A 22849-nucleotide genomic window follows, 5' to 3' on the forward strand; every position below is an offset into this window, starting at 1 on the left:
CGTGACAGCCGCCCCAACCCGTCGGGCTGGAGCGGCTGTTGAGGACTCGGGGCGCGGCCGTGGACCGTGCGACCCCTAGGCGCTCTTCTCGTGCGGCCCCGACTCGGAGCCCTGCGAGCGCGGTACGAGCGTGGGATTGACGTTGGAGCGGACCACCTCGTCGGTGATGACGACCCGGGCGACGTCCTTGCGCGAGGGCACCTCGTACATCACCGACATCAGTACCTCCTCCAGGATCGCCCGCAGGCCGCGCGCCCCGGTGCCGCGCAGGATCGCCTGGTCCGCGATGGCCTCCAGCGCGGACCGGTCGAACTCCAGCTCGACGTTGTCGAGTTCGAAGAGGCGCTGGTACTGCTTGATCAGTGCGTTCCTCGGCTCGATCAGGATCTTCAGCAGCGCTTCGCGGTCCAGGTTGTGCACCGAGGTGATGACCGGGAGCCGGCCGATGAACTCCGGGATCATCCCGAACTTCACCAGGTCCTCCGGCATGATCTCCTGGAAGAGGTTGGTGGCCTGGAGCTCGCGCTTGGAGCGGATGTTGGCCCCGAAGCCGATGCCCTTGGCCCCCGACCGGGACTCGATGATCTTCTCCAGGCCTGCGAAGGCGCCGCCCACGATGAACAGCACGTTCGTCGTGTCGATCTGGATGAACTCCTGGTGCGGGTGCTTGCGCCCGCCCTGCGGAGGCACGGAGGCGGTGGTGCCCTCCAGGATCTTCAGCAGAGCCTGCTGCACACCTTCGCCGGAGACGTCCCGGGTGATCGACGGGTTCTCGCTCTTGCGGGCGACCTTGTCGATCTCGTCGATGTAGATGATCCCGGTCTCGGCCTTCTTGACGTCGTAGTCGGCCGCCTGGATCAGCTTCAGCAGAATGTTCTCGACGTCCTCGCCGACGTACCCGGCCTCGGTGAGCGCGGTGGCGTCGGCGATCGCGAACGGGACGTTCAGCATGCGCGCCAGCGTCTGGGCGAGCAGGGTCTTGCCGGAGCCGGTGGGGCCGAGGAGAAGAATGTTGGACTTCGCCAACTCGATGCCGTCGTCCCGGCCCTGCGCGCCGCCGTTCTCGCCGGCCTGCACGCGCTTGTAGTGGTTGTACACCGCGACCGACAGTGCTTTCTTCGCGGCTTCCTGGCCGACCACGTACCCCTCGAGGAACTCCGAGATCTCGCGCGGCTTCGGCAGCTCCTCGAAGCGGACTTCCGAGGAGTCGGCCAGCTCCTCCTCGATGATCTCGTTGCAGAGGTCGATGCACTCATCACAGATGTACACGCCAGGGCCTGCGATGAGCTTCTTGACCTGCTTTTGACTCTTCCCGCAGAACGAGCACTTGAGCAGGTCGCCGCCATCACCGATGCGTGCCACGAGGTGCTTCCCCTTCGCCTGCCGCACCGCCGGCCGGCGGCGGTGCCTGGTCCTTGCCCTCCGACGGTACCGTGCCGAGGCCCTTTGGTGGGCCCCTCTCGCGCTTGTTCGCCGCGGGGCGACAAGCTTCGGGAGGGACTCGCGGGCCCCGATCTCCGTTGTCCGACAGGGCACTTGCGGATGGAGTTGATCTGTACGTACCGCGGACCCTAACGGCCGACGGGCGGTACGTGGCGAGCACCCCGGGAACTGTTCGCTGTCAGCGCAGGGTGCGTTCGAGCTGGTGGGCCGGGCCCGGAGGCCGGTGCGGCCCGAGTACGGGGCCGGTTCGGCCGCCGTACGCGAACGGGCCCGCACGCGTGATGACGTACGGGCCCGCCGACGGATCGGTGCTCAGGCGTCGGACTTCTTGTCGTCCGCCTTCTCCGCGTCCTTGGACTCGGTGTCCTCGGACTCGGCGGCGGCGTCCGCCTCGGCGGCGCCCTCCTCCTCGTCCTCCTCGTCGTCCAGGTCGACGAGCTCACCGTTGGTGTCCTTGACGGTGGCGGACTCCACGACCAGCGCCAGAGCCTTGCCGCGGGCGACCTCGCCCACCAGCATCGGCACCTGGCCGCCCTCGACGACCGCCTGGGCGAACTGGTCCGGGCTCATGCCCGAGGACTGCGCACGCCGCATCAGGTGCTCGGTGAGCTCTTCCTGGTTGACGTTGAGCTTCTCGCGGGAGACCAGCTCGTCGAGAATGAACTGGGTCTGGATGCCCTTCTCGGCCTGCTCCTTGAGCTCGGCGTCGAACTCCTCCTCGGTCTTGTCCTGCATCTGCAGGTAAGTGGCGAGGTCCATGCCCATCTGGCCCAGCTGGTGGTTGACCAGGTTGTGCTTGCGGGTCTGGATCTCGTCCTCGAGGAGCTTCTCGGGGATCGGCACCTCGGTCAGCTCGATGAGCTTCTCCAGGACGTTCTCCTGGGCCTTGGTGGCCTGCTCGTACTTCTTGGACTGCTCCAGCCGCTTGCGGCTGTCCTCGCGCAGCTCGGCGATGGTGTCGAACTCGCTTGCCAGCTGGGCGAAGTCGTCGTCCAGCTCAGGCAGTTCGCGGGCGGAGACGGTGTTGACCTTGACCGCGACCTCGGCCTCCTTGCCGGCGGCGGAACCGCCCTTCAGCTCGGAGGTGAAGGTGGCGGACTCCTCGGCGGACAAGCCCTTGACGGCCTCGTCGATGCCCTCCAGCAGCTCACCGGAGCCGATGGTGTAGTCGATGCCCTCGGCCACGCCGTCGGCGAGCACCTCGCCGTCGACCTTGGCCTCCAGGTCGAGCTTGACCACGTCGCCCTCTGCGGCGGCGCGCTCCACGACACTGGTGGTGGCGAAGCGCTCGCGCAGCTGCTCGACGGCCTCGTCGACATCCGCGTCGCTGACCTCGGCGGCCTCGACCTCGACCTCGATACCCGTGTAGTCCGGGATCTCCAGCTCGGGGCGGATGTCGACCTCCGCGGTGAAGGTCAGCTGCTCGTTGTCCTTCAGCTCGGTGATGTCGACCTCGGGCTGGCCGAGCGGGTTGAGCTCGCCCTCTTCGATCGCGCTCTGGTACAGCTTCGGCAGCGCGTCGTTGACCGCTTCCTCCAGCACGGCACCACGGCCGAAGCGCTGGTCGATGACCCGCGCCGGAACCTTGCCCTTGCGAAATCCAGGCACCTGGATCTGCTGGTTGATCTTCTTGTACGCCGCGTCGAGGCTGGCCTTGAGCTCCTCGAAGGGCACCTCGACAGTGAGCCGAACCCGGGTCGGGTTCAGGTTCTCCACGGCGCTCTTCACGGTCGGTCTCCTTGGGGCTGACATCTGGTTTGCTGGACGTTCACGGCGTCCTCCACGTGGTCGAACACCTGCAGGCGCTCGGGAGGGCGTCGCAGCGGCCCCGTATGCGACTCGGACAGTGCGGACACGACACAGGCACGCGCGGCGTCAATAGTACGTGGTCGGGGTGGCCGGATTCGAACCGACGACCTTCCGCTCCCAAAGCGGACGCGCTACCAAGCTGCGCCACACCCCGTCAGTGCGAGAAGAAGCGTACATGCCGTACGATGCTGCTCGTGCCGCCAGGTGCGGGGCATATCGGCACTCGGAGCTGGTCTATGATCAGCGGGCCGCGCCGCGTCCCGGACACCGGGTGAGGCGCATTGCGGGCGTAGCTCAATGGTAGAGCCCCAGTCTTCCAAACTGGCTACGCGGGTTCGATTCCCGTCGCCCGCTCCACGGACGGAAGGGTCCGGTCGGGGAGCTGTGCTCCCGGGTCGGGCCCTTCCGTCGTTCCCGTGCCGGCCGGGGAGGTGCCCGGCGGATTTCTGCGCCCGCGATGGTGTCCGGCCGTGGGTGCCCGTCGCCGGTCAACTGTCGCCTCACGGCGGTCCACCGTGCCCGTACGGTCCGCCGCGCGCTCAGTGCACCTGTGCCCTTCCGTGCTCGTGTGCGCGGGTGCGTGCGCCCCCTCGACGGCCGCCCGGTCGCCATCGGGCGCCCCCGACCGGCGAGTTGGGCGAGCTCTCCCAGAGCGGACGGACAGCGAGCGGGGGAGGCCCGGCCTTCTGCCGCGAGATCCTTCGGGCCGATCGCGACCGCGGGGGAGGAGCGCGAGCAGGAGCGCGAGCTCAGAAATTGATCTTGTTGACGGTCTCCGCCAGGGAGTCCATGAAGCGCTGGATCGTCGGGGCCATTCCGGTGGAGGCCAGGAAGAACCCGAAGAGCGCGGCGACGAGTGCGGGCAGCGGCTTGATGGAACCGCTGCGGATCATCACCACGAGGATGATCGCGAGCAGCAGAACTACGGAGAGCGAAATGGCCACGGTTGATCACACCTTCGGTCGGAACGCCTCGCCACCGGCTCCAGCTGGACCTGACGGATACGACTGGTGAGCCCATCGTGCCACCAACTCCGAATCCTCCGCAGGGAGATGACGTCGAGTTCACCGACGGACCGACCTGCCGCCACGGTTCCCCGCGCCTTCGTCCGGCGCGCCGGCGGTTCCCCGCCCCGGTACGGGAGTTGGGCCTTCTCCGGCGCCAACGTGCCCGTACGGCCCGGGATTCGGGGCCGCTGCGGACCGCCGTGGAGTGTGCGTCCGTCGGGTGGCGCCCGGTGTGCGCCCTTCGGCGGGGCGAAGACCGTGAGGATGTTCACAGGTGGCCGGTCCGGGTAGGTGCTCGTAGGCTCGGACTGGACTCGGGAGCGGAAGAGCATCGACCTCATGGGGAGTTGATGTCCACCAAACGCAACTCAACCCGGACACTCTCTGCGCCCTGCGCCGTTGTGGCGAGGGCCGCGGACCGACCGTGCGGAAGAAGTCAAGACGAGGAAACCCACCCGCGACAGGCAACCGGGCCGCGGGAATTTACGTCTGACAGGTTTCGCCACTATGGTGTGGCAGATGTTCCCAGCTGGTTATGAGCGAGCGCCCCTCCCCCCAGCTCGCCCCGACGGCCCGGTGACGGCGACCGCCGCGGAGGAATCCGCGAAGTCGCCGCAGAAGCCCGTGGAGCCGAAGGGAACGTCCAGGGCGAAGGCGCGAGATCCCTGGTTCGACAACGCCAAGTACATGACGATCGTGCTGGTGGGCATAGGCCACGCCTGGGAGCCGCTGCGCAACGACAGCCGCACCGCGGAGGCGCTGTACTTCGTCCTCTACACCTTCCACATGCCGGCCTTCATCATCATCTCCGGCTATCTCTCGCGCACCTTCGAGGGGCGTCCGGGCCAGCTGAAGCGGCTGATCACCGGCATCGCCGTGCCGTATCTCGTCTTCGAGATCGCGTACACCTTCTTCATGCGCTGGGCGGACGACCCCGAGCGGCCGTTCACCCTGCTCAGCCCCGGCTACGCGCTGTGGTTCCTGGTCGCACTGTTCATCTGGCGGCTGACCGCTCCCTTCTGGAAGGTGCTGCGCTGGCCCGTGCCGATCGCGCTGGGCATCGCGGCGCTCGCCACCACCGGCCCCGGCGTCGGCGGTGAGCTGAACCTCCAGCGGGTGCTGCAGTTCCTGCCGTTCTTCGTCCTCGGCCTCCGGCTGCGCCCGGAGCACTTCGAGCAGCTGCGGCGTCGCGGCGCCCGCCTCGCGACACTGCCGGTCTTCGCCGTCTCGCTGTTCTTCGCCTACTGGGCCGTCCCGCGGATGAACAAGGAGTGGTTCCTGCGGAACAACGCGGCCCAGGAGCTCGGTGTGCCCTGGTGGGTGGGCCCTGTGATGACGCTCGCGCTGTTCGGGTGCGCCCTGGTGCTGACCGCCTGCTTCTACGCCTGGATCCCGCACCGCCACACCTGGTTCACGGTGCTGGGGGCCGGCACGATCTGCGCCTATCTGCTGCACGTCTACCCGATCCAGATGTCCCGGCTCTTCGACTGGTACGACCTGCCCTGGGTCGACTCCCCGCTCGGCCGGGTCGTGGTCACGGTGCTGGCGGCCACCATGATGACCGTCCTGTGCGCACCCCTGGTGGTGCGGGCCTTCCGCTTCGTGATGGAGCCCAAGATGACCTGGGCGTTCCGCACCGACGCGGTGGACCAGGCGCGCAAGCGCCAGCAGGCCGGCAAGTAGCCCCGGCCGGCAAGCAGCCGACGTACGGGCCCGCGCACACCGGCGGGCCCGTACGTACGAGCGCGCTCCCCGGCCCGTACGTACGGGCCAGGTGCCGCCCGACCCCGCGCCGAGGGGTGCAGGAGCGGCGGGACGGCGTGCCCGCCGACGGGCACGGGCGGTGGCGCCCGGTCCGCGGGGTGCGGGGACGCGGGGCCGAACGCTCAGCTGCGGGTGATGAGGAGCAGCGCCCGGTCGTCGTTGACGTCCTTGGCGACCTTCTCGATGAGGTGCCAGGCGGCGCCGCGGAACCGGGTGGCGACGTACCCCTCGGCCGCTCCGCTGAGCCGGTCCATCCCCTCCGCCAGCTCGCGGTCCGAGGTCTCCACCAGGCCGTCGGTGAAGAGCATCAGCACGTCCCCGCGGTCGAGGCGGCCCTTGGCCGGGTGGAACTCGACGCCCTCGTACACCCCCAGCAGCGCGCCGTCCGCCTCCTTCTGCTCCCATTTGCCGCTTCCGCCGCACAGCTGGAGCGCGGGCAGATGGCCGGCCGAGAACAGTTCGTAATCCCCGCTGTCGAGGTCCAGGACGAGGTGGACCGAGGTCGCGAAGCCCTCCTCCCAGTCCTGGCGCAGCAGGTACGCGTTGGCCGCGGGCAGGAAGGAGTGCGGCGCCAGCGACCCGAGCAGTCCGCCGAAGGCGCCCGACAGCAGCAGCGCGCGCGAGCCGGCGTCCATGCCCTTGCCGGACACGTCGGTGAGCACCACTTCGAGGGTGCGCCGGTTCGGTCCCGTGCGGGCCGCGACGACGAAGTCGCCGGAGAAGGACTGCCCGCCGGCCGGGCGCAACGACATCTCGCGGTGCCAGCCCTTGGGCAGCGGCGGCAACTTGCTTTGCACCCGCAGCCGTTCGCGGAGATCGAAGAGCATGGTGCCGCCGCCGGTCCACGGCACGCCGACGCGCATCCTGAACTGAGCGATGAGCAGCCCCACGAGACCGACGGCGAAGACCACCAGCACGGTGCCGGGAGTGACCCGCCCGGCACCGGCGCCGTAGTGCCCCAGAACCAGGGCCTCCACGGTCAGCGCGGCGGCGGCAGCGGCGTAGACGAGCGTCATGCTGAACGGGCGCAGCAGCAGCCCGCCCGCGATCAGCGGCAGCACCAGCGCCTCGGGGGCGGCCCAGATCGGCTGGCTCAGCGTCGCCCACGCGAGGGCGGGAACGCTGAGCAGCAGCGCGGTCAGGACAACCCAGTCCGACCCGTGGCCGCGGAAGTAGTCGACTCCCGAGCGGCGCAGTTGCGTACGGACCCGGTGCACGGACTTGTGCAGTCGGCGCGCTCGGGTCGCGGAGGGTGTGCTACCCGTACGACCTGCCATATTCCAGGACCTTAGTCGGGTGGGACAGGGCCCGTCGATTCCCAACGTCACACCGGGCCAACCCTGTTCGAAACCGATCGCATGAGTCCGGGTTGCCTGGTACCTATGGAGTATGACGCCGGAATTGAGGTTGCTGAAGCCCGTCGAGTGGAGTTCCTGGCACCGCACGCTGGCGCGGGCTTTCGCAACCTCGGAGTCGGAGGGAATCGACACCTGGCGTTCGGTGACGGAGTTCGACCGCGCGCTGTGCGCGTGGGACGGCACCGACCTGGTCGGCACCTCCAACAGCTACTCGCTGCGGACCACGGTGCCCGGCGGCGCCTCGGTGCCCACCGGGGGCCTGAGCATGGTCAGCGTCGCGCCCACCCACCGCCGCCGCGGGCTGCTGCGGGACATGCTGCGGTGGCAGTTGGACGACACCCGTCGCCGCGGTGAGCCGCTGGCCTCCCTGACGGCGTCCGAGCCCGGCATCTACGGCCGCTTCGGCTACGGCCCGGCAACCCACTGGCTCACGGTGTCCGTTGACACCGGCCGGGTCCGCGTCGCCGTGCCCCCGGAGGCGTCCGACCTGCGACTGCGGCTGGTGGACCCGCTCGAGGCGCTCGCCGAGTGCGAGGCGGTGTACGCGCGCGCCCTGCCCACACGCCCGGGCCGGCTGGAGCGCAGCGAGGAGTGGGCCCGCCTCCAGCTCCACGACCCGCCGGGGGAGCGGGCGGGCGGTACCGAGCTGCAGTGCGTCCTGGCCGAGAGGGACGGACGGACGGTCGGGTACGCCCGCTACTCGGTTCAGGGCCACTGGGTGCACTCCAACGCCGAAGGCCGGGTGCGGCTGCGGGAGTTGGAGGCCGACGACGCCGCCACCGGCGCCGCGCTCTGGCACCACCTCGCCGGGATCGACCTGACCTCCGAGGTCACCGCCGACAAGCGCCCGCCGGACGACCCGATCGCTCATCTGGTCTCGGACATGCGGCGGGCCCGGCTGAGGCTGCGGGACAGCCTCTTCGTGCGCCCGGTGGAGCTCGGCCCGGCGCTTGCCGCCCGTACCTACCAGCTGCCGCTCGACACGGTGCTGGAGGTCACGGACGACTTCTGCCCCTGGAACACCGGCCGTTGGCGGCTCAGCGGCGACGCCACCGGGGCGGTCTGCGAGCGCACCGAGGACGCCGCCGAACTCTCCCTGTCCGTCGTCGAGTTGGGCGCCGCCTACCTCGGCGGTACGTCGCTGCGCTCGCTGGCCGACGCCGGCCGGGTGCGAGAGCTGCGCGCGGGCGCGCTCGACCCGGTCTCGGTCGCCTTCGGCTCCTCCCGCGCACCTTTCCTGCCGCACGGCTTCTGAGCGCACGGTGTCCGGGCGGCAGGCCGTGACCCGCCCCCGGACGCAGCGGGCCGGCGGCCGACGCTCAGCCGACGGGCGGCTGGCAGTGTGGGCACCAGAAGAGGTTCCGGGCGCCGAGTTCCGCCGTGCGCACGGGAGTTGAGCAGACCAGGCACGGCAGGTTGGTGCGGCGGTAGACATAGACCTCGCCGCCGTGGTCGTCCACGCGCGGTGGGCGTCCCATCGCCTCGGGGGTGTGCTCGGGCCGTACGGTGTCGATGCGGTTCTCCCGCACCCCGATCCGCATCAGAGCCGCCAGGTCCGCCCACAGGGCGTCCCACTCGTGCCGCCGAAGGGTCCGACCGGCGCGGTAGGGGTCGACGCCGTGCCGGAACAGCACCTCGGCGCGGTAGACGTTGCCGACCCCGGCGAGCACCTTCTGGTCCAGCAGCAGCGCGGCTATCGACGTACGGCTGCGCGAGAGCCGCTCCCAGGCACGGGATCCGTCCGCGTCCTCGCGCAACGGGTCGGGGCCCAGCCGGTCGCCGGTCGCCCGCTTCTCGGCGTCCGTGACCAGTGCGCAACGCGTCGGCCCGCGCAGATCGGCGTACGCCCCGGAGCCCACCAGCCGCAGCCGTACCGTGTCGGTCGGCGCGGGCACGGGGGCCACGCCGAAGTCGAGCCGGCCGAACAGCCCCAGATGGATGTGGACCCAGTCGGCCACCGGCGCCGGATCGGAGGGGCCGGAAGGGCCGGAAGAGTCCCGGGAGCCGGAGAAGCCCAGGAACAGGTGCTTGCCGACGGCCTCGGCAGTCTCCAGCGTCCGGCCGTCCAGCAGCGCCGCGGACTCGGCGAACCTGCCCTGCGGGCTGGAGACCGCGAGTCGCTCCCCGAGGAAGCGCTCGCGGTGGTCGGCGGCAAGCCGGTGGATCGTGTGGCCCTCGGGCACGGCGTTCCCCTCCCGACGTTCTCCGGCGCTCCGCCCCCGGCGGACCCGGCCCGACCGACCCGTACCGCCCCCGCGTACCCGCCGCCACGGGCGTCGGGCGGCGCCGAGAGGCGTGTGGTGGCGTGGGGCCGCACCCGGGTCGCGTGCGTGCTGTGCGGGCGGGGCCCGGCAGTCCGGGGTCAGTCCTGCTGCGGGTGGTTCTCCGGGATGGGCGGCAGCTCGCCGGTCACCTCGTACTCCGAGAGCATCCCGATCCGGCGTGCGTGGCGCTCCTCGCCGGTGAACGGCGTGGACAGGAAGATCTCCACGAAGCGCTCGACCTCGGCTTCGCTGTGCATCCGGCCGCCCACGCTGAGCACGTTGGCGTCGTTGTGCTCCTTGCCCAGCGCTGCCGTCTGCTCGCTCCAGGCCAGGATGGCCCGTACGCCCTTGACCTTGTTCGCGGCGATCTGCTCGCCGTTGCCGGAACCGCCGATCACGACGCCCAGGCTCTCCTTGTCCGCCGCGGTGCGCTCGGCCGCGCGGAGGCAGAAGGGAGGGTAGTCGTCGATGGCGTCGTAGATGTGCGGGCCGCAGTCGACCGGGTCGTGGCCGTGGGCCCTGAGCCACTCCACGAGGTGGTTCTTCAGTTCGTAACCGGCGTGATCGGAGCCGAGGTAGACGCGCATGCGACGAGTGTGGCACGCGTCTGAGGGCGGCCCGTCCCGGGGTCCGCGGCGAGGGCCGGGGAGGGCGCGGAGCCCGTGCGCGTCCTCCGTAGACTGGCCGGTGTGAGCGACAGCCCCAGCACCCCCGGACCAGCCGACCCCGACCCCGAGCAGGAGGACTTCGGCGGACTCGACGGTTTCGAGGAGATCGTCGGCGAGGAGACCAGCCGCGACCCCGATCTGGCGGTCATCGAGGCGGGCAGCCGGACCCTGCGCGCACAGGCGGGCCCGCCGCGTGGCGACGGTGTCCCCTCCCGCCCCGCCGACCCCGAGGTGGACCGGGCGTTGCGCGAGGTCGAGGCCGAGCTGATCGGCCGCTGGCCCGAGACCAGGATCGATCCCTCGCTCGACCGGATGAATGCGCTGATGGACCTGCTCGGCGAGCCGCAGCGCGCGTACCCCACGATCCACATCACCGGCACCAACGGCAAGACCACCACCGCGCGCATGATCGAGGCGCTGTTCGGCGCGTTCGAGCTGCGCGCCGGGCGGTACAGCAGCCCGCACGTGCAGTCGATCACCGAGCGCATCAGCGTGGACGGCGAGCCGCTGTCGGCCGAGAAGTTCGTCGAGACCTGGCAGGACCTCAAGCCGTTCGTCGAGCTGGTCGACCAGCAGCAGGGCCACCGGCTCTCCTTCTTCGAGGCGATGACGGGCATGGCGTACGCCGCCTTCGCCGACGCACCGGTGGAGGTCGGCGTCGTCGAGGTCGGGATGGGGGGCACCTGGGACGCCACCAACGTCGTTGACGCGCAGATCGCCGTGGTCACCCCGATCTCGCTCGACCACACCGAGCGGCTCGGCGACACCCCGGAGAAGATCGCCGGGGAGAAGGCCGGAATCATCAAGGAGGGCGCCACCGTGGTGCTCTCCCAACAGCCGGTCGAGGCCGCCTCGGTGCTGCTGAAGAAGGCCGTCGAGATGGACGCCACCGTCGCCAGGGAGGGCATGGAGTTCGGCGTCGTCAGCCGCGAGATCGCGGTGGGCGGCCAGCTGCTGACGCTGCGCGGCCTCGGCGGTGAGTACCCGGGTGTCTTCCTGCCGCTGCACGGTGCCCACATGGCCCACAACGCCGCCGTGGCGCTCGCCGCCGTCGAGGCGTTCTTCGGCGTCGGCTCGGTCCACGACCGGACCCTCGACCTGGAGGTGGTGCGCGGCGCGTTCGCAGCCGTCGCCTCGCCCGGGCGCCTGGAGCTGGTGCGGGCCAGCCCGTCGGTGCTGCTGGACGCCGCCCACAACCCCGCCGGCGCGCAGGCGACAGCTGCGGCGGTCACCGAGGCCTTCGGCTTCAGCAGGCTGATCGGTGTTGTCGGGCCGAGCGGCGACAAGGACGTGCGCGGACTGCTGGAGGCGCTGGAGCCGCTGTTCGCGGAGATCGTCGTCACCCGCAACACCACCCCGCGCGCGATGGACGTCGACGCCCTCGCCGCACTCGCCGTGGAGGTCTTCGGCGAGGAACGCGTACGGGTGGAACCGCGGTTGGACGACGCGCTGGAGGCCGCGATCACCCTCGCCGAGGAGGAGGACGAGTACGCCGGCGCCGGAGTGCTGGTGACCGGTTCGGTGATCACGGTGGGCGAGGCGCGGATGCTGCTGAGGAGGGAGGGCTGATGCGGACTCTGTGCGCGTCGACCCTGATCGGCGAGTTCATGGTCATCGGCTTCGCCGGCCTGGTGGCCATGCAGTTGAGCGACTTCTCGGCGACCACCGTGTGGATCGTCAGCGGTACGGCGATGCTGTTCTGCCTGCTGCTGTGCGGCATGATCGGGCGGCCCGGCGGAATCGAACTCGGCTGGGTGCTGCAGGGTGCGCTGGTCCTCTCGGGTTTCGTGATCCCGACGATGTTCTTCCTCGGCGCGGCCTTCGCAGGCCTGTGGTGGGCCTCGATCCACTTCGGCCGCCAGATCGACGAGGCGAAGGCCCGGTTCGCGGCGCAGGGGCAGTGATCGCGGCACGGCCTGCGCACCAGTGGGGCCAACAGCCCCTGTAGCCTCGGCGCGTCGTTCCACTCTTTCGGTCTAGGAGAACATCGCATGAGCCAGCGCACCCTTGTCCTTCTCAAGCCCGACACGGTCCGCCGTGGGCTGATCGGCGAGATCATCGGCCGTCTGGAGAGCAAGGCGGGTTGGCAGATCACCGCGCTGGAGCTGCGCACCCTGGACCGCCCCACCCTGGAGCAGCACTACGCCGAGCACGAGGGCCGGCCGTTCTACGAGCCGCTGGTCGAGTTCATGGCCTCCGGCCCCTCGGTCGCGCTGATCGTCGAGGGCGAGCGGGTGATCGAGGGCGTACGCACCCTGGCCGGTCCCACCGACCCGATCCAGGCCGCGCCCGGCTCCATTCGTGGGGACTTCGGTTCTATCGTCCGCGAGAACCTGATCCACGCCTCGGACTCCGAGGAATCGGCCGAACGCGAGATCAAGATTTTCTTTTCCGCCGGGAAGTGACGACGACTCAGCCGTGAAGGCGTGCTACGACGTGGGGGCGAACGGGGAAACTCGTTCGCCCCCACGTGTGCACATGAACGTTGCGGGAACGAATCACCCGGACACGACGTCCATGGAGAAGGAGCCCGTGGATGTTCGGCTGACAATGGCGGTGGACCCTCGCATCGTCTTCGTTCGAACGCGACTACCATGGAGGCTTCTCAGGTCGGACTCTCCGCGACCTCCGGCACAACCTGCCCTCCTCCCCACCCCACCGCTTCTGCTGGAAGGCCAGACGTATCCTCATGGCGAACAACATGTCGTTCATCGGCCGTGACATGGCTGTCGACCTCGGGACCGCCAACACGCTGGTGTACGTCAGAGGTCGTGGCATCGTCCTCAACGAGCCGTCGGTCGTCGCCATCAACACGAACACCGGGGGCATTCTCGCGGTGGGCGCCGAGGCCAAGAAGATGATCGGCCGGACCCCGGGCAACATCGTCGCGGTCCGACCGCTCAAGGACGGCGTCATCGCCGACTTCGAGATCACCGAGCGGATGCTGCGCTACTTCATCCTGAAGATCCACAAGCGCCGCTACCTCGCACGTCCCCGCGTCGTCGTCTGCGTTCCGTCCGGCATCACGGGCGTCGAACGCAGGGCGGTCATCGAGGCGTCGACCCAGGCCGGCGCCCGCCAGGTGCACATCATCGAGGAGCCCATGGCCGCGGCCATCGGTTCCGGTCTGCCGGTCCACGAGGCCACCGGCAACATGGTGGTCGACATTGGCGGCGGCACCACCGAGGTCGCGGTCATCTCCCTGGGCGGCATCGTCACGGCGCAGTCCATCCGCGTCGCGGGCGACGAGCTGGACAACGCGATCATCCAGCACATCAAGAAGGAGTACAGCCTTCTCCTCGGGGAGCGCAGCGCCGAGAGCATCAAGATCACGATCGGCAGCGCGTACGACCTCGAGGACGACGAGCACACCGAGATCCGGGGCCGCGACCTGGTGACCGGACTGCCCAAGACGGTCGTCATCTCCGCTGCGGAGGTGCGCAAGGCGATCGAGGAGCCGGTCAACTCCATCGTGGACGCGGTGAAGACGACCCTCGACAAGTGCCCGCCCGAGCTGTCCGGCGACATCATGGACCGCGGCATCGTTCTCACCGGCGGCGGTGCGCTGCTGCGCGGTCTGGACGAGCGGCTCCGGCAGGAGACCGGGATGCCGATCCACATCGCGGAGGACCCGCTGGACTCCGTGGCGCTCGGCTCGGGCAAGTGCGTCGAGGAGTTCGAGGCGCTGCAGCAGGTCCTGGACTCGCAGCCGCGCAGATAGTCCCGCACGGTCCAACGCCACGCGGCCCGACCTCGGTTCGCAGCCGCCGGCGGTGTGGTCGACCTAGGCTTCTGACCGTCCGATAAATCTGAATCGCCACGAACTATCCGGTGCCGACCGCCAGTCCGGCGTCCGGATGGACAAGGGAAGGTACGGCCGTCACACGTGAGGGACACACGAGAGAGCCGGCTTCTGCTCGTACTGCTGGTGGCCATCGCGTTCGCGCTGATCACGGTGGACATCCGCAGCGGTGACCAGTCGCCGCTCGACAGCGCCCGGCGCGGGGCGGCGACCGTCTTCGGCCCTGTCCAGGACGGTGTCGCCGGCGCCGTCGACCCGGTCGGCAACGCGGTGTCCGCGGTGCGGGATTCGGGCAAGCGGCACGACCGGGTCTCCGCCCTCGAGCGCGAGAACGCCGAGCTGAAGCAGAAGCTCGGCTCCGACGACCGCAACCGCGCCCGCGCCCGCGAGCTCGACAAGCTGCTGAAGACCGCGGCCTCGGGGCAGTACGGAGTCAAGGGTGCCCAGGTCATCTCGATCGGGGCCGCCCAGGGCTTCTCCTGGACGATCACCATCGACGCCGGCAGCCGGGACGGCATCAAGAAGGACATGACCGTCCTCAACGGCGACGGCCTGGTCGGCCGGATCACCACGGTGGGCCCCGGCACATCGACCGTGCTGCTCGCCACCGACCCCGACTTCACCGTCGGCACCCGGTTGGAGAAGAGCAGCGAGCTCGGTTTCGCCAACGGGCGCGGCGACAACTGGCTGACGGTGCAGCTCCTCAACGCCAAGGCCAAGGTGAAGAAGGGCGACCGCATGGTCACCTTCGGCTCCAGCAACGACAGACCCTTCGTGCCGGGCGTCCCGGTCGGTGAGGTCATGCAGGTCACCCCGTTCGACGGCGACCTGACGCGTACGGTCCGGGTGAAGCCGTACGCGGGATTCAGCAAGCTCGACATCGTCGGCGTCGTCGTGCAAGGCCCGCGCAAGGACCCGCGCGACACCGTGCTGCCCGACCCGCCGAAGAAGAAGCCCACCCCGACGGTCACCGTGACGGTGACGCCCGGTGCGGAGGACGAGGACGGCGAGCCGCCGGCCGACGACGGGTCCGAGAACGCGGGCCCGGGCCCGGACGACGGACAAGGGGACTGACCGATGCCGCTGCGCTTCAATCGCATCCTTATCTCCACCACCCTGGTGATCGTCGCGCTGGTCGTGCAGGTCAGCGTGCTCGCCAGACTCCAACTCCCGGGCGCCACACCGGACCTGCTCCTGCTCACGGTCCTCGGCCTGGCCCTGGTCTACGGCCACACCAGCGGCGCGATCATCGGCTTCGGCGCCGGACTGCTCGCGGACCTCGCGCCGCCCGCGGACCATGCCGTGGGCCGCTACGCGCTGGTGCTCTGCGTCATCGGGTACGCCGCCGGGCTGACCAAGCCGGAAAGCGGCCAGCACCGGAGCGCGACCGCGCCCATGGTGGTGGTCGCCGTGGCCGCGGTCTCCTCGACGCTGCTGTACGCGGGCGTCGGCGCTCTGGTCGGGGACACTGCCGCCCGCCATGTCGGCATCGTCGGGCTGCTGTTGACCGCGACCCTCTACGACCTGCTGCTCGCCCCCTTCACGGTGCCGGTCGTCATGGCGATCGCCCGCCGGGCCGATCCCGACCCGCTCAGCGAAACCACCAGCGGCGGGACCGGGGCCGGCGGTGACAACGCCATCGGCTGGATCAGCGGTGGTTCGGGCGGCAAGCTCGCCCGCGGCGGCATGAAGCCGCGACGCGGCAGCGGCCTGGTGGGTGCGCGCGGCGGCGGCATGCTCAGCCGGGCGACGAGCAGGACTTCGGTAGGACGAATCAAGGACGTCAAGCGGCTGTGACGGAGGGGGCGCTGTGAGCAACATCCCGGAGACCGGGCGGACTTCGCGGATCACGATCAGGCTGGTGGCGATCCAGATCCTGGTGTTCTCGCTGCTGCTGACGCTCGGCGGGCGGCTGTGGTACCTCCAGATCCGCAACGGCGACGAGTACGAGAAGGAAGCCGCGGGCAACCACGTGCAGCAGGTGGTCCAGCCCGCCGCGCGCGGCGCGATCCTGGACGCCAGGGGCGTGCCGATCGCGGACAACGAGACCCGGCTGGTGGTCTCCGCCAGCCGTACCGAGCTGATGAAGATGAAGGACGACGGCAAGGCGGTGCTCAACCGCCTCGCCGAGGTTCTGGACGTCTCCTATAAGGCCATCTCGGAGAAGGTGCGGATCTGCGACGCCGAGACGCCGCAGCCCTGCTGGAACGGCTCCCCGTACCAGCCGATTCCGATCACCGACGAGGCGACGACCCAGCAGGCGCTGCAGATCCGCGAGCGTGCCGAGGACTTCCCCGGCATCACCGCCGAGCCGACGGCGGTCCGCCGCTACCCGGCCCCGTACAAGGCGGGCACCTCGCAGGTGCTCGGCTACCTCTCGCCGGTCTCCGACGAGGAGGTCGAGAAGGCGCAGAACACCAAGTCCCCGCTGCTGCGCTCGGACCAGGTCGGGCGCTCCGGGCTGGAGCGCACCTACGACACCGCGCTGCGCGGCAGCGCCGGCGTGACCAGGTACGAGGTCGACAAGCTCGGCAGGGTCATCGGTGAGGCCGACAACGACGAGTCGGTGGCCGGCGCCTCCCTCGTCACCAGCATCGACTCCCGCGTCCAGGCCATAACGGAGAAGCAGCTCGACCAGGCGATGAAGGCGGCCCGCAAGGAGGTCGACAAGATCACCGGCCGGCCGTACGAGGCCGATTCCGGCGCCGCCGTCGTCATGGAGTCCAGGACGGGGCGCATCGTCGCGATGGCCTCCAACCCCAAGTACGACCCCAACGCCTGGGTCGGCGGCATCGACGGCAAGGAGTACGCCAAGCTCACCGGCAAGGACTCCAACTTCCCGCTGCTCAACCGAGCCATCCAGGGGCAGGCGGCGCCGGGCTCGATCTTCAAGGTCGTCTCGTCCGCGGGCGCGGTCAACGCCGGGTACTCGTTCAACGGCAACTACAACTGCAGCTCCGCCTACACGATGGGCGGGCAGACCTACAAGAACTTCGAGTCCTCGGGCCACGGGCCCATCAGCCTCGGCCGCGCCCTGGAGGTCTCCTGCAACACCGTCTTCTACGCACTCGGGCACCAGGAGTGGCGCAAGGACGGCGGTCTGAACCCAAAGAAGAACGAGCCCAACGAGTACCTCTACAAGGCGGCCAGGAGCTTCGGTCTCGGAGAGATGACCGGGATCGACCTGCCGGACGAGGTCAGCGGTCGGGTCCCGGACCGGGAGTGGAAGCAGAACTACTGGCAGGCCAACAAGGACTCCTGGTGCAAGCAGGGCAAGGGCAAGTCGGACGACTACGTCACCAAGCTCGCCCGGGAGAACTGCGTGGAGGGCATGAACCTGCGCGCGGGTGACAGCATCATCTACGCGATCGGCCAGGGCGACACCCTGGTCACCCCGCTCCAGATGGCCTCCATCTACTCCTCCATCGCCAACGGCGGCACCATCTACAAGCCCAGCGTCGGCAAGGCGATCATCAGCGCGGACGGCAAGGAGGTCGAGGAGATCGAGCCGGAGAAGTCCGGCAAGGCCCCGGCCACCGCCAGGACGTTGCGTCAGATGGACAAGGCGCTTCAGGGCGTCACCAAGACCGGTACCGCGGCCTGGCGGTTCACCGACTGGCCGCACGACGAGATCCCCATCCGAGCCAAGACCGGTACGGCGGAGGTGCAGGGCAAGCAGACCACCTCGTGGCTGGCGACCTACACCGACGACTACACGGTGATCATGACGATCTCCCAGGCCGGTACCGGTTCAGGCGCTTCCGGACCCGCCGTGCGCAACCTCTACAACGCGCTCTACGGCGTGGAGGACGGCAAGGTCAACAAGAAGAAGGCGCTGCTGCCCGAACCGCAGAAGGATCTTCCCAAGGTCGGTGAGAACGGCGACGTGAAGGCACAGCGCACCAAGAACTCCATGGTCGAGAGCTGGCGGGACGCGGGGTTCGCCCAATGAGCATCCACACCTTCGACACCAGGCGGTACGGACAGCAGTCCAAGAGCGCCTGGGAGAAGCTGCGGGCCCGCGACTCGCTGGCCCGGCGGCTCGACTGGCCGCTGCTGCTGGCCTCGCTCGCCCTGTGCGCGATCGGTTCGCTGCTGGTGTGGTCCGCCACCCGCAATCGCACCGAGCTGACCGGCGGCGACCCGAACTCCTTCCTCTTCAAGCACGTGCTCAACGCGGCGATCGGTGTTGCGCTCGCCGCCGGTGTGCTGTGGATGGGGCACCGCAGGCTGCGGTCGATGATGCCGCTGCTGTACGGGTTGTCGATCATCCTCGTCGCCCTCGTCTACACCCCGCTCGGCGCGACCATCAACGGCGAGCGGGCGTGGCTCAACCTCGGCGCCGGCTTCTACCTCCAGCCTTCGGAGTTCGTGAAGATCACCGTCATCCTGACGATGGCGGTGGTGCTGGCGGCGAAGGTGGACGCGGGCGACCGGGTCCACCCGGACCACCGGACGGTGCTCCAGGCCCTGGGGCTCGCCGTGCTCCCGATCGCAGTGGTGGCCGACCTCGGTCAGGTCATGGTCCTCGCGGTCATCGTCCTCGGTGTGCTGCTCGCCTCCGGCGCCTCCAACCGCTGGGTGATCGGGCTGATCACCGCCGCGGTGGCAGGGGCCGTGACGGTGTGGATGCTCGATCTGCTCGACGAGTACCAGTTCAACCGGTTCGCGGCGTTCGCCAATCCGGCGCTGGATCCGGCAGGGGTCGGCTACAACACCAACCAGGCCCGTATCGCGATCGGTTCGGGCGGGATCTCCGGCAAGGGCCTCTTCGAGGGCACCCAGACCACCGGTCAGTTCGTGCCCGAGCAGCAGACGGACTTCATCTTCACTGTGGCCGGGGAGGAGTTGGGCTTCCTCGGCGGCGGACTCATCATCCTGCTGCTCGGCGTCGTCCTGTGGCGGGCCTGCCGCATCGCGATGGAGGCGACCGACCTCTACAGCACGATCGTCGCCGCGGGAATCACCGCCTGGTTCGCGTTCCAGTCCTTCGAGAACATCGGTATGGCGCTCGGGATCATGCCGGTCGCCGGTCTGCCCCTTCCCTTCGTCTCCTACGGCGGTACATCCATGTTCGCCGTCTGGATCGCGGTGGGGCTGCTCCAGTCGATCCGGATACAGCGACCCCTCTCCGCCTAGGGTCTGTTGTTTGGATCTTGCCTGATCAGAGAGCGGCGTCGGATGCGCGTGCGGGCGCCGCGAGCCCGGCGAAGAGCCCCACGAGCTGCCCAGACGCGGAACCGCACGTACGCGGGCCGGTCCTGCCGTGGAAGCGACCACGGCACGACCGGCCCGCTTCGCTGTCCTCCGCTCCGTACGTCCCGGGCGCACGCGGCTGAAATCGGGGCGGGCGTATCGGGTTAGGCTGGACGGCCAGTTCCGTACCCCGCACCCGCGCGTCAGGACTCCTTCATGCCCATCGAGTCGGTCTTCCCCCGGCTGGAAGCCCTCCTCCCGCATGTTCAGAAGCCGATCCAGTACGTCGGCGGTGAGCTCAACTCGACCGTCAAGGACTGGGACGAGTGCCAGGTCCGCTGGTCGCTGATGTACCCGGACGCGTACGAGGTGGGGCTGCCCAACCAGGGCGTCATGATCCTCTACGAGGTGCTCAACGAACGCGAGGGCGTCCTGGCCGAGCGCACCTACAGCGTCTGGCCGGACCTGGAGAAGCTCATGCGTGAGCACGAGGTGCCGCAGTTCACCGTCGACGCGCACCGGCCGGTGGGCGCGTTCGACTTCTTCGGTCTGTCCTTCTCCACCGAGCTGGGCTACACCAACATGCTCACCGCGCTCGATCTGGCGGGGATCCCGCTGGAGTCGGCCGACCGCGGCATCGACCACCCGGTGGTCGTGGCCGGCGGCCACGCGGCCTTCAACCCCGAGCCGATCGCGGACTTCATCGACTGCGCGGTCATCGGCGACGGCGAGCAGGCCGTCCTGGAGATGACCGAGATCGCCCGCGTCTGGAAGGCCGAGGGCAGGCCGGGCGGCAGGGACGAGTTGCTGCTGCGGCTGGCGAAGACCGGCGGGGTGTACGTACCGCGCTTCTACGACGTCGAGTACCTGGCAGACGGCCGTATCGCCCGAGTGGTGCCGAACCGCTCCGGCGTCCCGTGGCGGGTCTCCAAGCACACGGTGATGGACCTCGACGAATGGCCGTACCCCAAGCAGCCGTTGGTGCCGCTGGCCGAGACGGTGCACGAGCGGATGTCGGTGGAGATCTTCCGCGGCTGCACCCGCGGCTGCCGCTTCTGCCAGGCCGGCATGATCACCAGGCCGGTGCGGGAGCGTTCGATCACGGGCATCGGCGAGATGGTCGACAAGGGACTGGAGAGCACGGGCTTCGAGGAGGTCGGGCTGCTCTCGCTGTCCTCCGCCGACCACAGCGAGATCGCCGATGTGGCCAAGGGGCTGGCCGATCGCTACACCGAGGACAAGATCGGCCTCTCTCTCCCGTCCACCCGGGTCGACGCCTTCAACATCGACCTGGCCAACGAGCTCACCCGCAACGGTCGGCGCTCCGGCCTGACCTTCGCGCCCGAGGGCGGCAGCGAGCGCATCCGCAAGGTCATCAACAAGATGGTTTCCGAGGAAGACCTCATCAGGACCGTCGCCACCGCGTACGGCAACGGCTGGCGCCAGGTGAAGCTGTACTTCATGTGCGGGCTGCCGACCGAGACCGACGAGGACGTGCTCCAGATCGCCGACATGGCGACCCGCGTGATCGCCAAGGGCCGCGAGGTGTCCGGTGCCAACGACATCCGGTGCACCGTCTCCATCGGCGGTTTCGTGCCCAAGCCCCACACGCCGTTCCAGTGGGCGCCGCAGCTGTCGTCCGCGGAGACGGACGCACGGCTGGAGAAGCTCCGCGACCGCATCCGCGGTGACAAGAAGTACGGCCGCTCCATCGGTTTCCGCTATCACGACGGCAAGCCGGGCATCGTCGAGGGCCTGCTCTCCCGCGGAGACCGCAGGATCGGCGATGTGATCCGCGCGGTCTACGAGGCCGGCGGCCGGTTCGACGGCTGGCGGGAGTACTTCAGCTACGACCTGTGGATGGAGTCCGCCGCCAAGACCCTGCCCGCGCACGGCGTCGACGTCGACTGGTACACCACCCGCGAGCGTTCCTACGAGGAAGCGCTGCCCTGGGACCACTTGGACTCGGGCCTGGACAAGGACTGGCTCTGGGAGGACTGGCAGGACGCCCTCGACGAGACCGAGGTCGAGGACTGCCGCTGGACCCCCTGCTTCGACTGCGGAGTCTGCCCGCAGATGGACACCGAGATCCAGATCGGCCCGACCGGCAGGAAGCTGCTCCCGCTGACGGTCACCACTCCCTCGGCCGACGGGAACGCTCCGGCCTGAACCTGCACGTCCCCGCCCTGCCCGGCCCCTCGTGCCCGGCAGGGCGGGGCCCGCCGGGTGGCGGCGCTGTCGCTGCGCGGTGGCGGCGCGAACCGTACCGTGGATACGACGGGCCGCGGCTGGTGCTGCGGCACCGAGATCCGGACGGGGCGGCTCAACCGCCGGGGTACCACGAGGAGGTCTACGTGGTGGCGCGTGGCGGTCGGCGACTGGAGTGGCTCATGCGGCTGCTGCCGGCAGTCGTGCTGCCGCTCGCGGTCCTCCTCAACGTCATGGATTCCGTACCCGACCTCGGGCTTCCCCTCTTCGCCGCGACGCCGCTGATCGTCGCGACCTTCTTCTCGCCGCGGGCGGGTGCGGTGATGGCGGGGATCTGCCTGGTGGTGGTGACCGTTCTGGACGTGGTGCGCGGGCGTTCACTGGTCGAGACCACCGTGGACATCCTCGCCGTCGGGCTGGTGAACGCGATCGGTGTGTGGGTCGCCCATGTCGCGCGACAGCGGGAGACGGACCTCGGGGTGGCGCGGCGGATCGCGGAGTTCGCCCAGAACGCAGTGCTGCCCAGACCGCCGGCCCACGTAGGGAAACTGCGGTGCGACGCGCGCTATCGGCCGGCGCTCAGCGAAGCACAGGTGGGCGGCGACTTCTACGGCATCGCAGCCGCTCCCTCCGGAGTACGGGCGATGATCGGTGACGTGCGCGGCAAGGGCGTGGAGGCGGTCGCCGCCGTGGCGGTCGCGGTCGGCGCGTTCCGGGAGCACGCGGAGGACGCCGAGTCCCTGGCCGAGCTGGCCGCCCGCATCGACCGGGCACTGGTGCGCGAGGACCACTGGATGGAGGAGACCGCGGTGCTGGAGGGCTTCTCCACGGTGCTGCTGGCCGAGGTCGACACCGCTACAGACACCGTGCGGCTGCTGAACTTCGGCCACACCGAGCCGTACCTGGTCACCGCGGAGCGGGTGGTGCGCGCGCCGTTGGGCGAGTCCTGGCTGCCGCTCGGCTCGGGACTGGGCGACCCTCGTTCCGTCGGCCCCCCGAAGGAAGTGCCCTTCCCACCAGGTACGGCACTGCTGCTGCTCACGGACGGGGTGACGGAGGCCAGAAACGCCGAACGCCGCTTTTTCGATCCCGAGCTCCACATGCCACCGACCGCGACCGATGACCCGGTCCTGCTGGCCGACGTACTGGTCGACCGGGTGGGACGGTGGACAGGCGGGGCGCGGCAGGACGACATGGCGCTCCTGGTCCTCACCCATGCCGCCGCCGAGCCCGACCCCCGACTCGGTTCGTCGGTGCGTTCGGCGGGGAGCGCGGCCGACGGCATCGGTGGCAGCGTGAGTGACGGGAAGTGAGTGGCGCCGGACGCCGG

At 69.6% G+C, this 22849-nt stretch carries 18 protein-coding genes and 2 tRNA genes; 13 read left to right on the forward strand and 7 right to left on the reverse strand.

Features of this window, described 5'->3' with window-relative positions; translation table 11 throughout:
• Positions 1 to 75: 75 nt before the first annotated feature.
• From clpX to JGS22_RS15595, 3 genes are all read right to left on the reverse strand, one after another.
• Positions 76 to 1362, reverse strand: coding sequence for an ATP-dependent Clp protease ATP-binding subunit ClpX (gene clpX / locus JGS22_RS15585; protein WP_211040770.1), 1287 nt, complete (start codon positions 1360 to 1362; stop codon positions 76 to 78).
• Between the two features lie 393 nt (positions 1363 to 1755).
• Positions 1756 to 3171, reverse strand: coding sequence for a trigger factor (tig, locus tag JGS22_RS15590; RefSeq protein ID WP_211040769.1), 1416 nt, complete (start codon positions 3169 to 3171; stop codon positions 1756 to 1758).
• A 158-nt stretch (positions 3172 to 3329) separates the two neighbouring features.
• Positions 3330 to 3406 (reverse strand) — tRNA-Pro (locus JGS22_RS15595).
• Between the two features lie 129 nt (positions 3407 to 3535).
• On the opposite strand from JGS22_RS15595, the gene JGS22_RS15600 reads away from it, so the two are divergent.
• Positions 3536 to 3609: transfer RNA gene (locus JGS22_RS15600), tRNA-Gly, on the forward strand.
• 392 nt (positions 3610 to 4001) lie between these two features.
• Here the strand turns inward: JGS22_RS15600 and JGS22_RS15605 are convergent.
• A complete protein-coding gene (locus JGS22_RS15605; RefSeq protein ID WP_211040768.1) occupies positions 4002 to 4196 on the reverse strand; it encodes a hypothetical protein in 195 nt (64 codons plus the stop codon).
• 582 nt (positions 4197 to 4778) lie between these two features.
• Here JGS22_RS15605 and JGS22_RS15610 point away from each other — a divergent pair.
• Positions 4779 to 5942, forward strand: a complete 1164-nt coding sequence (locus JGS22_RS15610; RefSeq protein WP_236073169.1) for an acyltransferase family protein — start codon at positions 4779 to 4781, stop codon at positions 5940 to 5942.
• Positions 5943 to 6145: 203 nt separating this feature from the next.
• Here the strand turns inward: JGS22_RS15610 and JGS22_RS15615 are convergent, their stop codons facing one another.
• Complete coding sequence (locus JGS22_RS15615; protein ID WP_216815007.1) at positions 6146 to 7300, reverse strand: PP2C family protein-serine/threonine phosphatase; 1155 nt, start codon at positions 7298 to 7300, stop codon at positions 6146 to 6148.
• A 112-nt stretch (positions 7301 to 7412) separates the two neighbouring features.
• Between JGS22_RS15615 and JGS22_RS15620 the strand changes: the two genes are divergently transcribed.
• Positions 7413 to 8636 (forward strand): GNAT family N-acetyltransferase, encoded by a 1224-nt coding sequence (locus JGS22_RS15620; RefSeq protein WP_216815008.1) that lies wholly within the window; start codon positions 7413 to 7415, stop codon positions 8634 to 8636.
• A 64-nt stretch (positions 8637 to 8700) separates the two neighbouring features.
• Here the strand turns inward: JGS22_RS15620 and JGS22_RS15625 are convergent, their stop codons facing one another.
• Together JGS22_RS15625 and JGS22_RS15630 are read right to left on the reverse strand one after the other, a co-directional pair.
• Positions 8701 to 9564 carry an Fpg/Nei family DNA glycosylase gene (locus tag JGS22_RS15625; RefSeq protein WP_211038541.1) on the reverse strand — a complete coding sequence of 288 codons (864 nt, stop codon included), beginning with the start codon at positions 9562 to 9564 and terminating at the stop codon, positions 8701 to 8703.
• Between the two features lie 179 nt (positions 9565 to 9743).
• Positions 9744 to 10232 (reverse strand): ribose-5-phosphate isomerase, encoded by a 489-nt coding sequence (locus JGS22_RS15630; RefSeq protein ID WP_211038539.1) that lies wholly within the window; start codon positions 10230 to 10232, stop codon positions 9744 to 9746.
• Between the two features lie 102 nt (positions 10233 to 10334).
• Between JGS22_RS15630 and folC the strand changes: the two genes are divergently transcribed.
• The 10 genes from folC (at position 10335) to JGS22_RS27125 (ending at position 22832) form a co-directional block, all read left to right on the forward strand.
• The gene (gene folC / locus JGS22_RS15635; RefSeq protein ID WP_211038537.1) at positions 10335 to 11882 is read left to right on the forward strand and encodes a bifunctional tetrahydrofolate synthase/dihydrofolate synthase; all 1548 of its coding nucleotides are present in this window, start codon (positions 10335 to 10337) and stop codon (positions 11880 to 11882) included.
• Positions 11882 to 12217 carry a DUF4233 domain-containing protein gene (locus JGS22_RS15640; RefSeq protein ID WP_211038535.1) on the forward strand — a complete coding sequence of 112 codons (336 nt, stop codon included), beginning with the start codon at positions 11882 to 11884 and terminating at the stop codon, positions 12215 to 12217. Before folC ends, JGS22_RS15640 begins: the two co-directional genes overlap by 1 nt.
• A gap of 87 nt (positions 12218 to 12304) precedes the next feature.
• Positions 12305 to 12718: a nucleoside-diphosphate kinase gene (gene ndk, locus JGS22_RS15645; RefSeq protein ID WP_211038533.1), complete on the forward strand. Its 414-nt coding sequence runs from the start codon at positions 12305 to 12307 to the stop codon at positions 12716 to 12718.
• Positions 12719 to 13014: 296 nt separating this feature from the next.
• Complete coding sequence (locus JGS22_RS15650) at positions 13015 to 14034, forward strand: rod shape-determining protein (protein WP_211038546.1); 1020 nt, start codon at positions 13015 to 13017, stop codon at positions 14032 to 14034.
• A 165-nt stretch (positions 14035 to 14199) separates the two neighbouring features.
• Positions 14200 to 15189: a rod shape-determining protein MreC gene (gene mreC, locus JGS22_RS15655; RefSeq protein ID WP_211038532.1), complete on the forward strand. Its 990-nt coding sequence runs from the start codon at positions 14200 to 14202 to the stop codon at positions 15187 to 15189.
• A 9-nt stretch (positions 15190 to 15198) separates the two neighbouring features.
• Positions 15199 to 15912: a rod shape-determining protein MreD gene (gene mreD / locus JGS22_RS15660; RefSeq protein WP_211038545.1), complete on the forward strand. Its 714-nt coding sequence runs from the start codon at positions 15199 to 15201 to the stop codon at positions 15910 to 15912.
• Positions 15913 to 15925: 13 nt separating this feature from the next.
• Entirely contained in the window at positions 15926 to 18067 is a 2142-nt protein-coding gene (mrdA, locus tag JGS22_RS15665) for a penicillin-binding protein 2 (protein ID WP_211038530.1), read from the forward strand.
• The gene (gene rodA, locus JGS22_RS15670; protein WP_211038528.1) at positions 18064 to 19254 is read left to right on the forward strand and encodes a rod shape-determining protein RodA; all 1191 of its coding nucleotides are present in this window, start codon (positions 18064 to 18066) and stop codon (positions 19252 to 19254) included. The genes mrdA and rodA overlap by 4 nt, the downstream gene beginning before the upstream one ends.
• 273 nt (positions 19255 to 19527) lie before the next feature.
• A complete protein-coding gene (locus tag JGS22_RS15675) occupies positions 19528 to 21480 on the forward strand; it encodes a TIGR03960 family B12-binding radical SAM protein (protein ID WP_211038526.1) in 1953 nt (650 codons plus the stop codon).
• A gap of 185 nt (positions 21481 to 21665) precedes the next feature.
• Entirely contained in the window at positions 21666 to 22832 is a 1167-nt protein-coding gene (locus tag JGS22_RS27125) for a PP2C family protein-serine/threonine phosphatase (RefSeq protein WP_211038523.1), read from the forward strand.
• The last annotated feature ends 17 nt before the right edge of the window (positions 22833 to 22849 follow it).

It is taken from the genome of Streptomyces tardus (genome assembly GCF_018101125.2).
Lineage (GTDB): Bacteria > Actinomycetota > Actinomycetes > Streptomycetales > Streptomycetaceae > Streptomyces > Streptomyces tardus.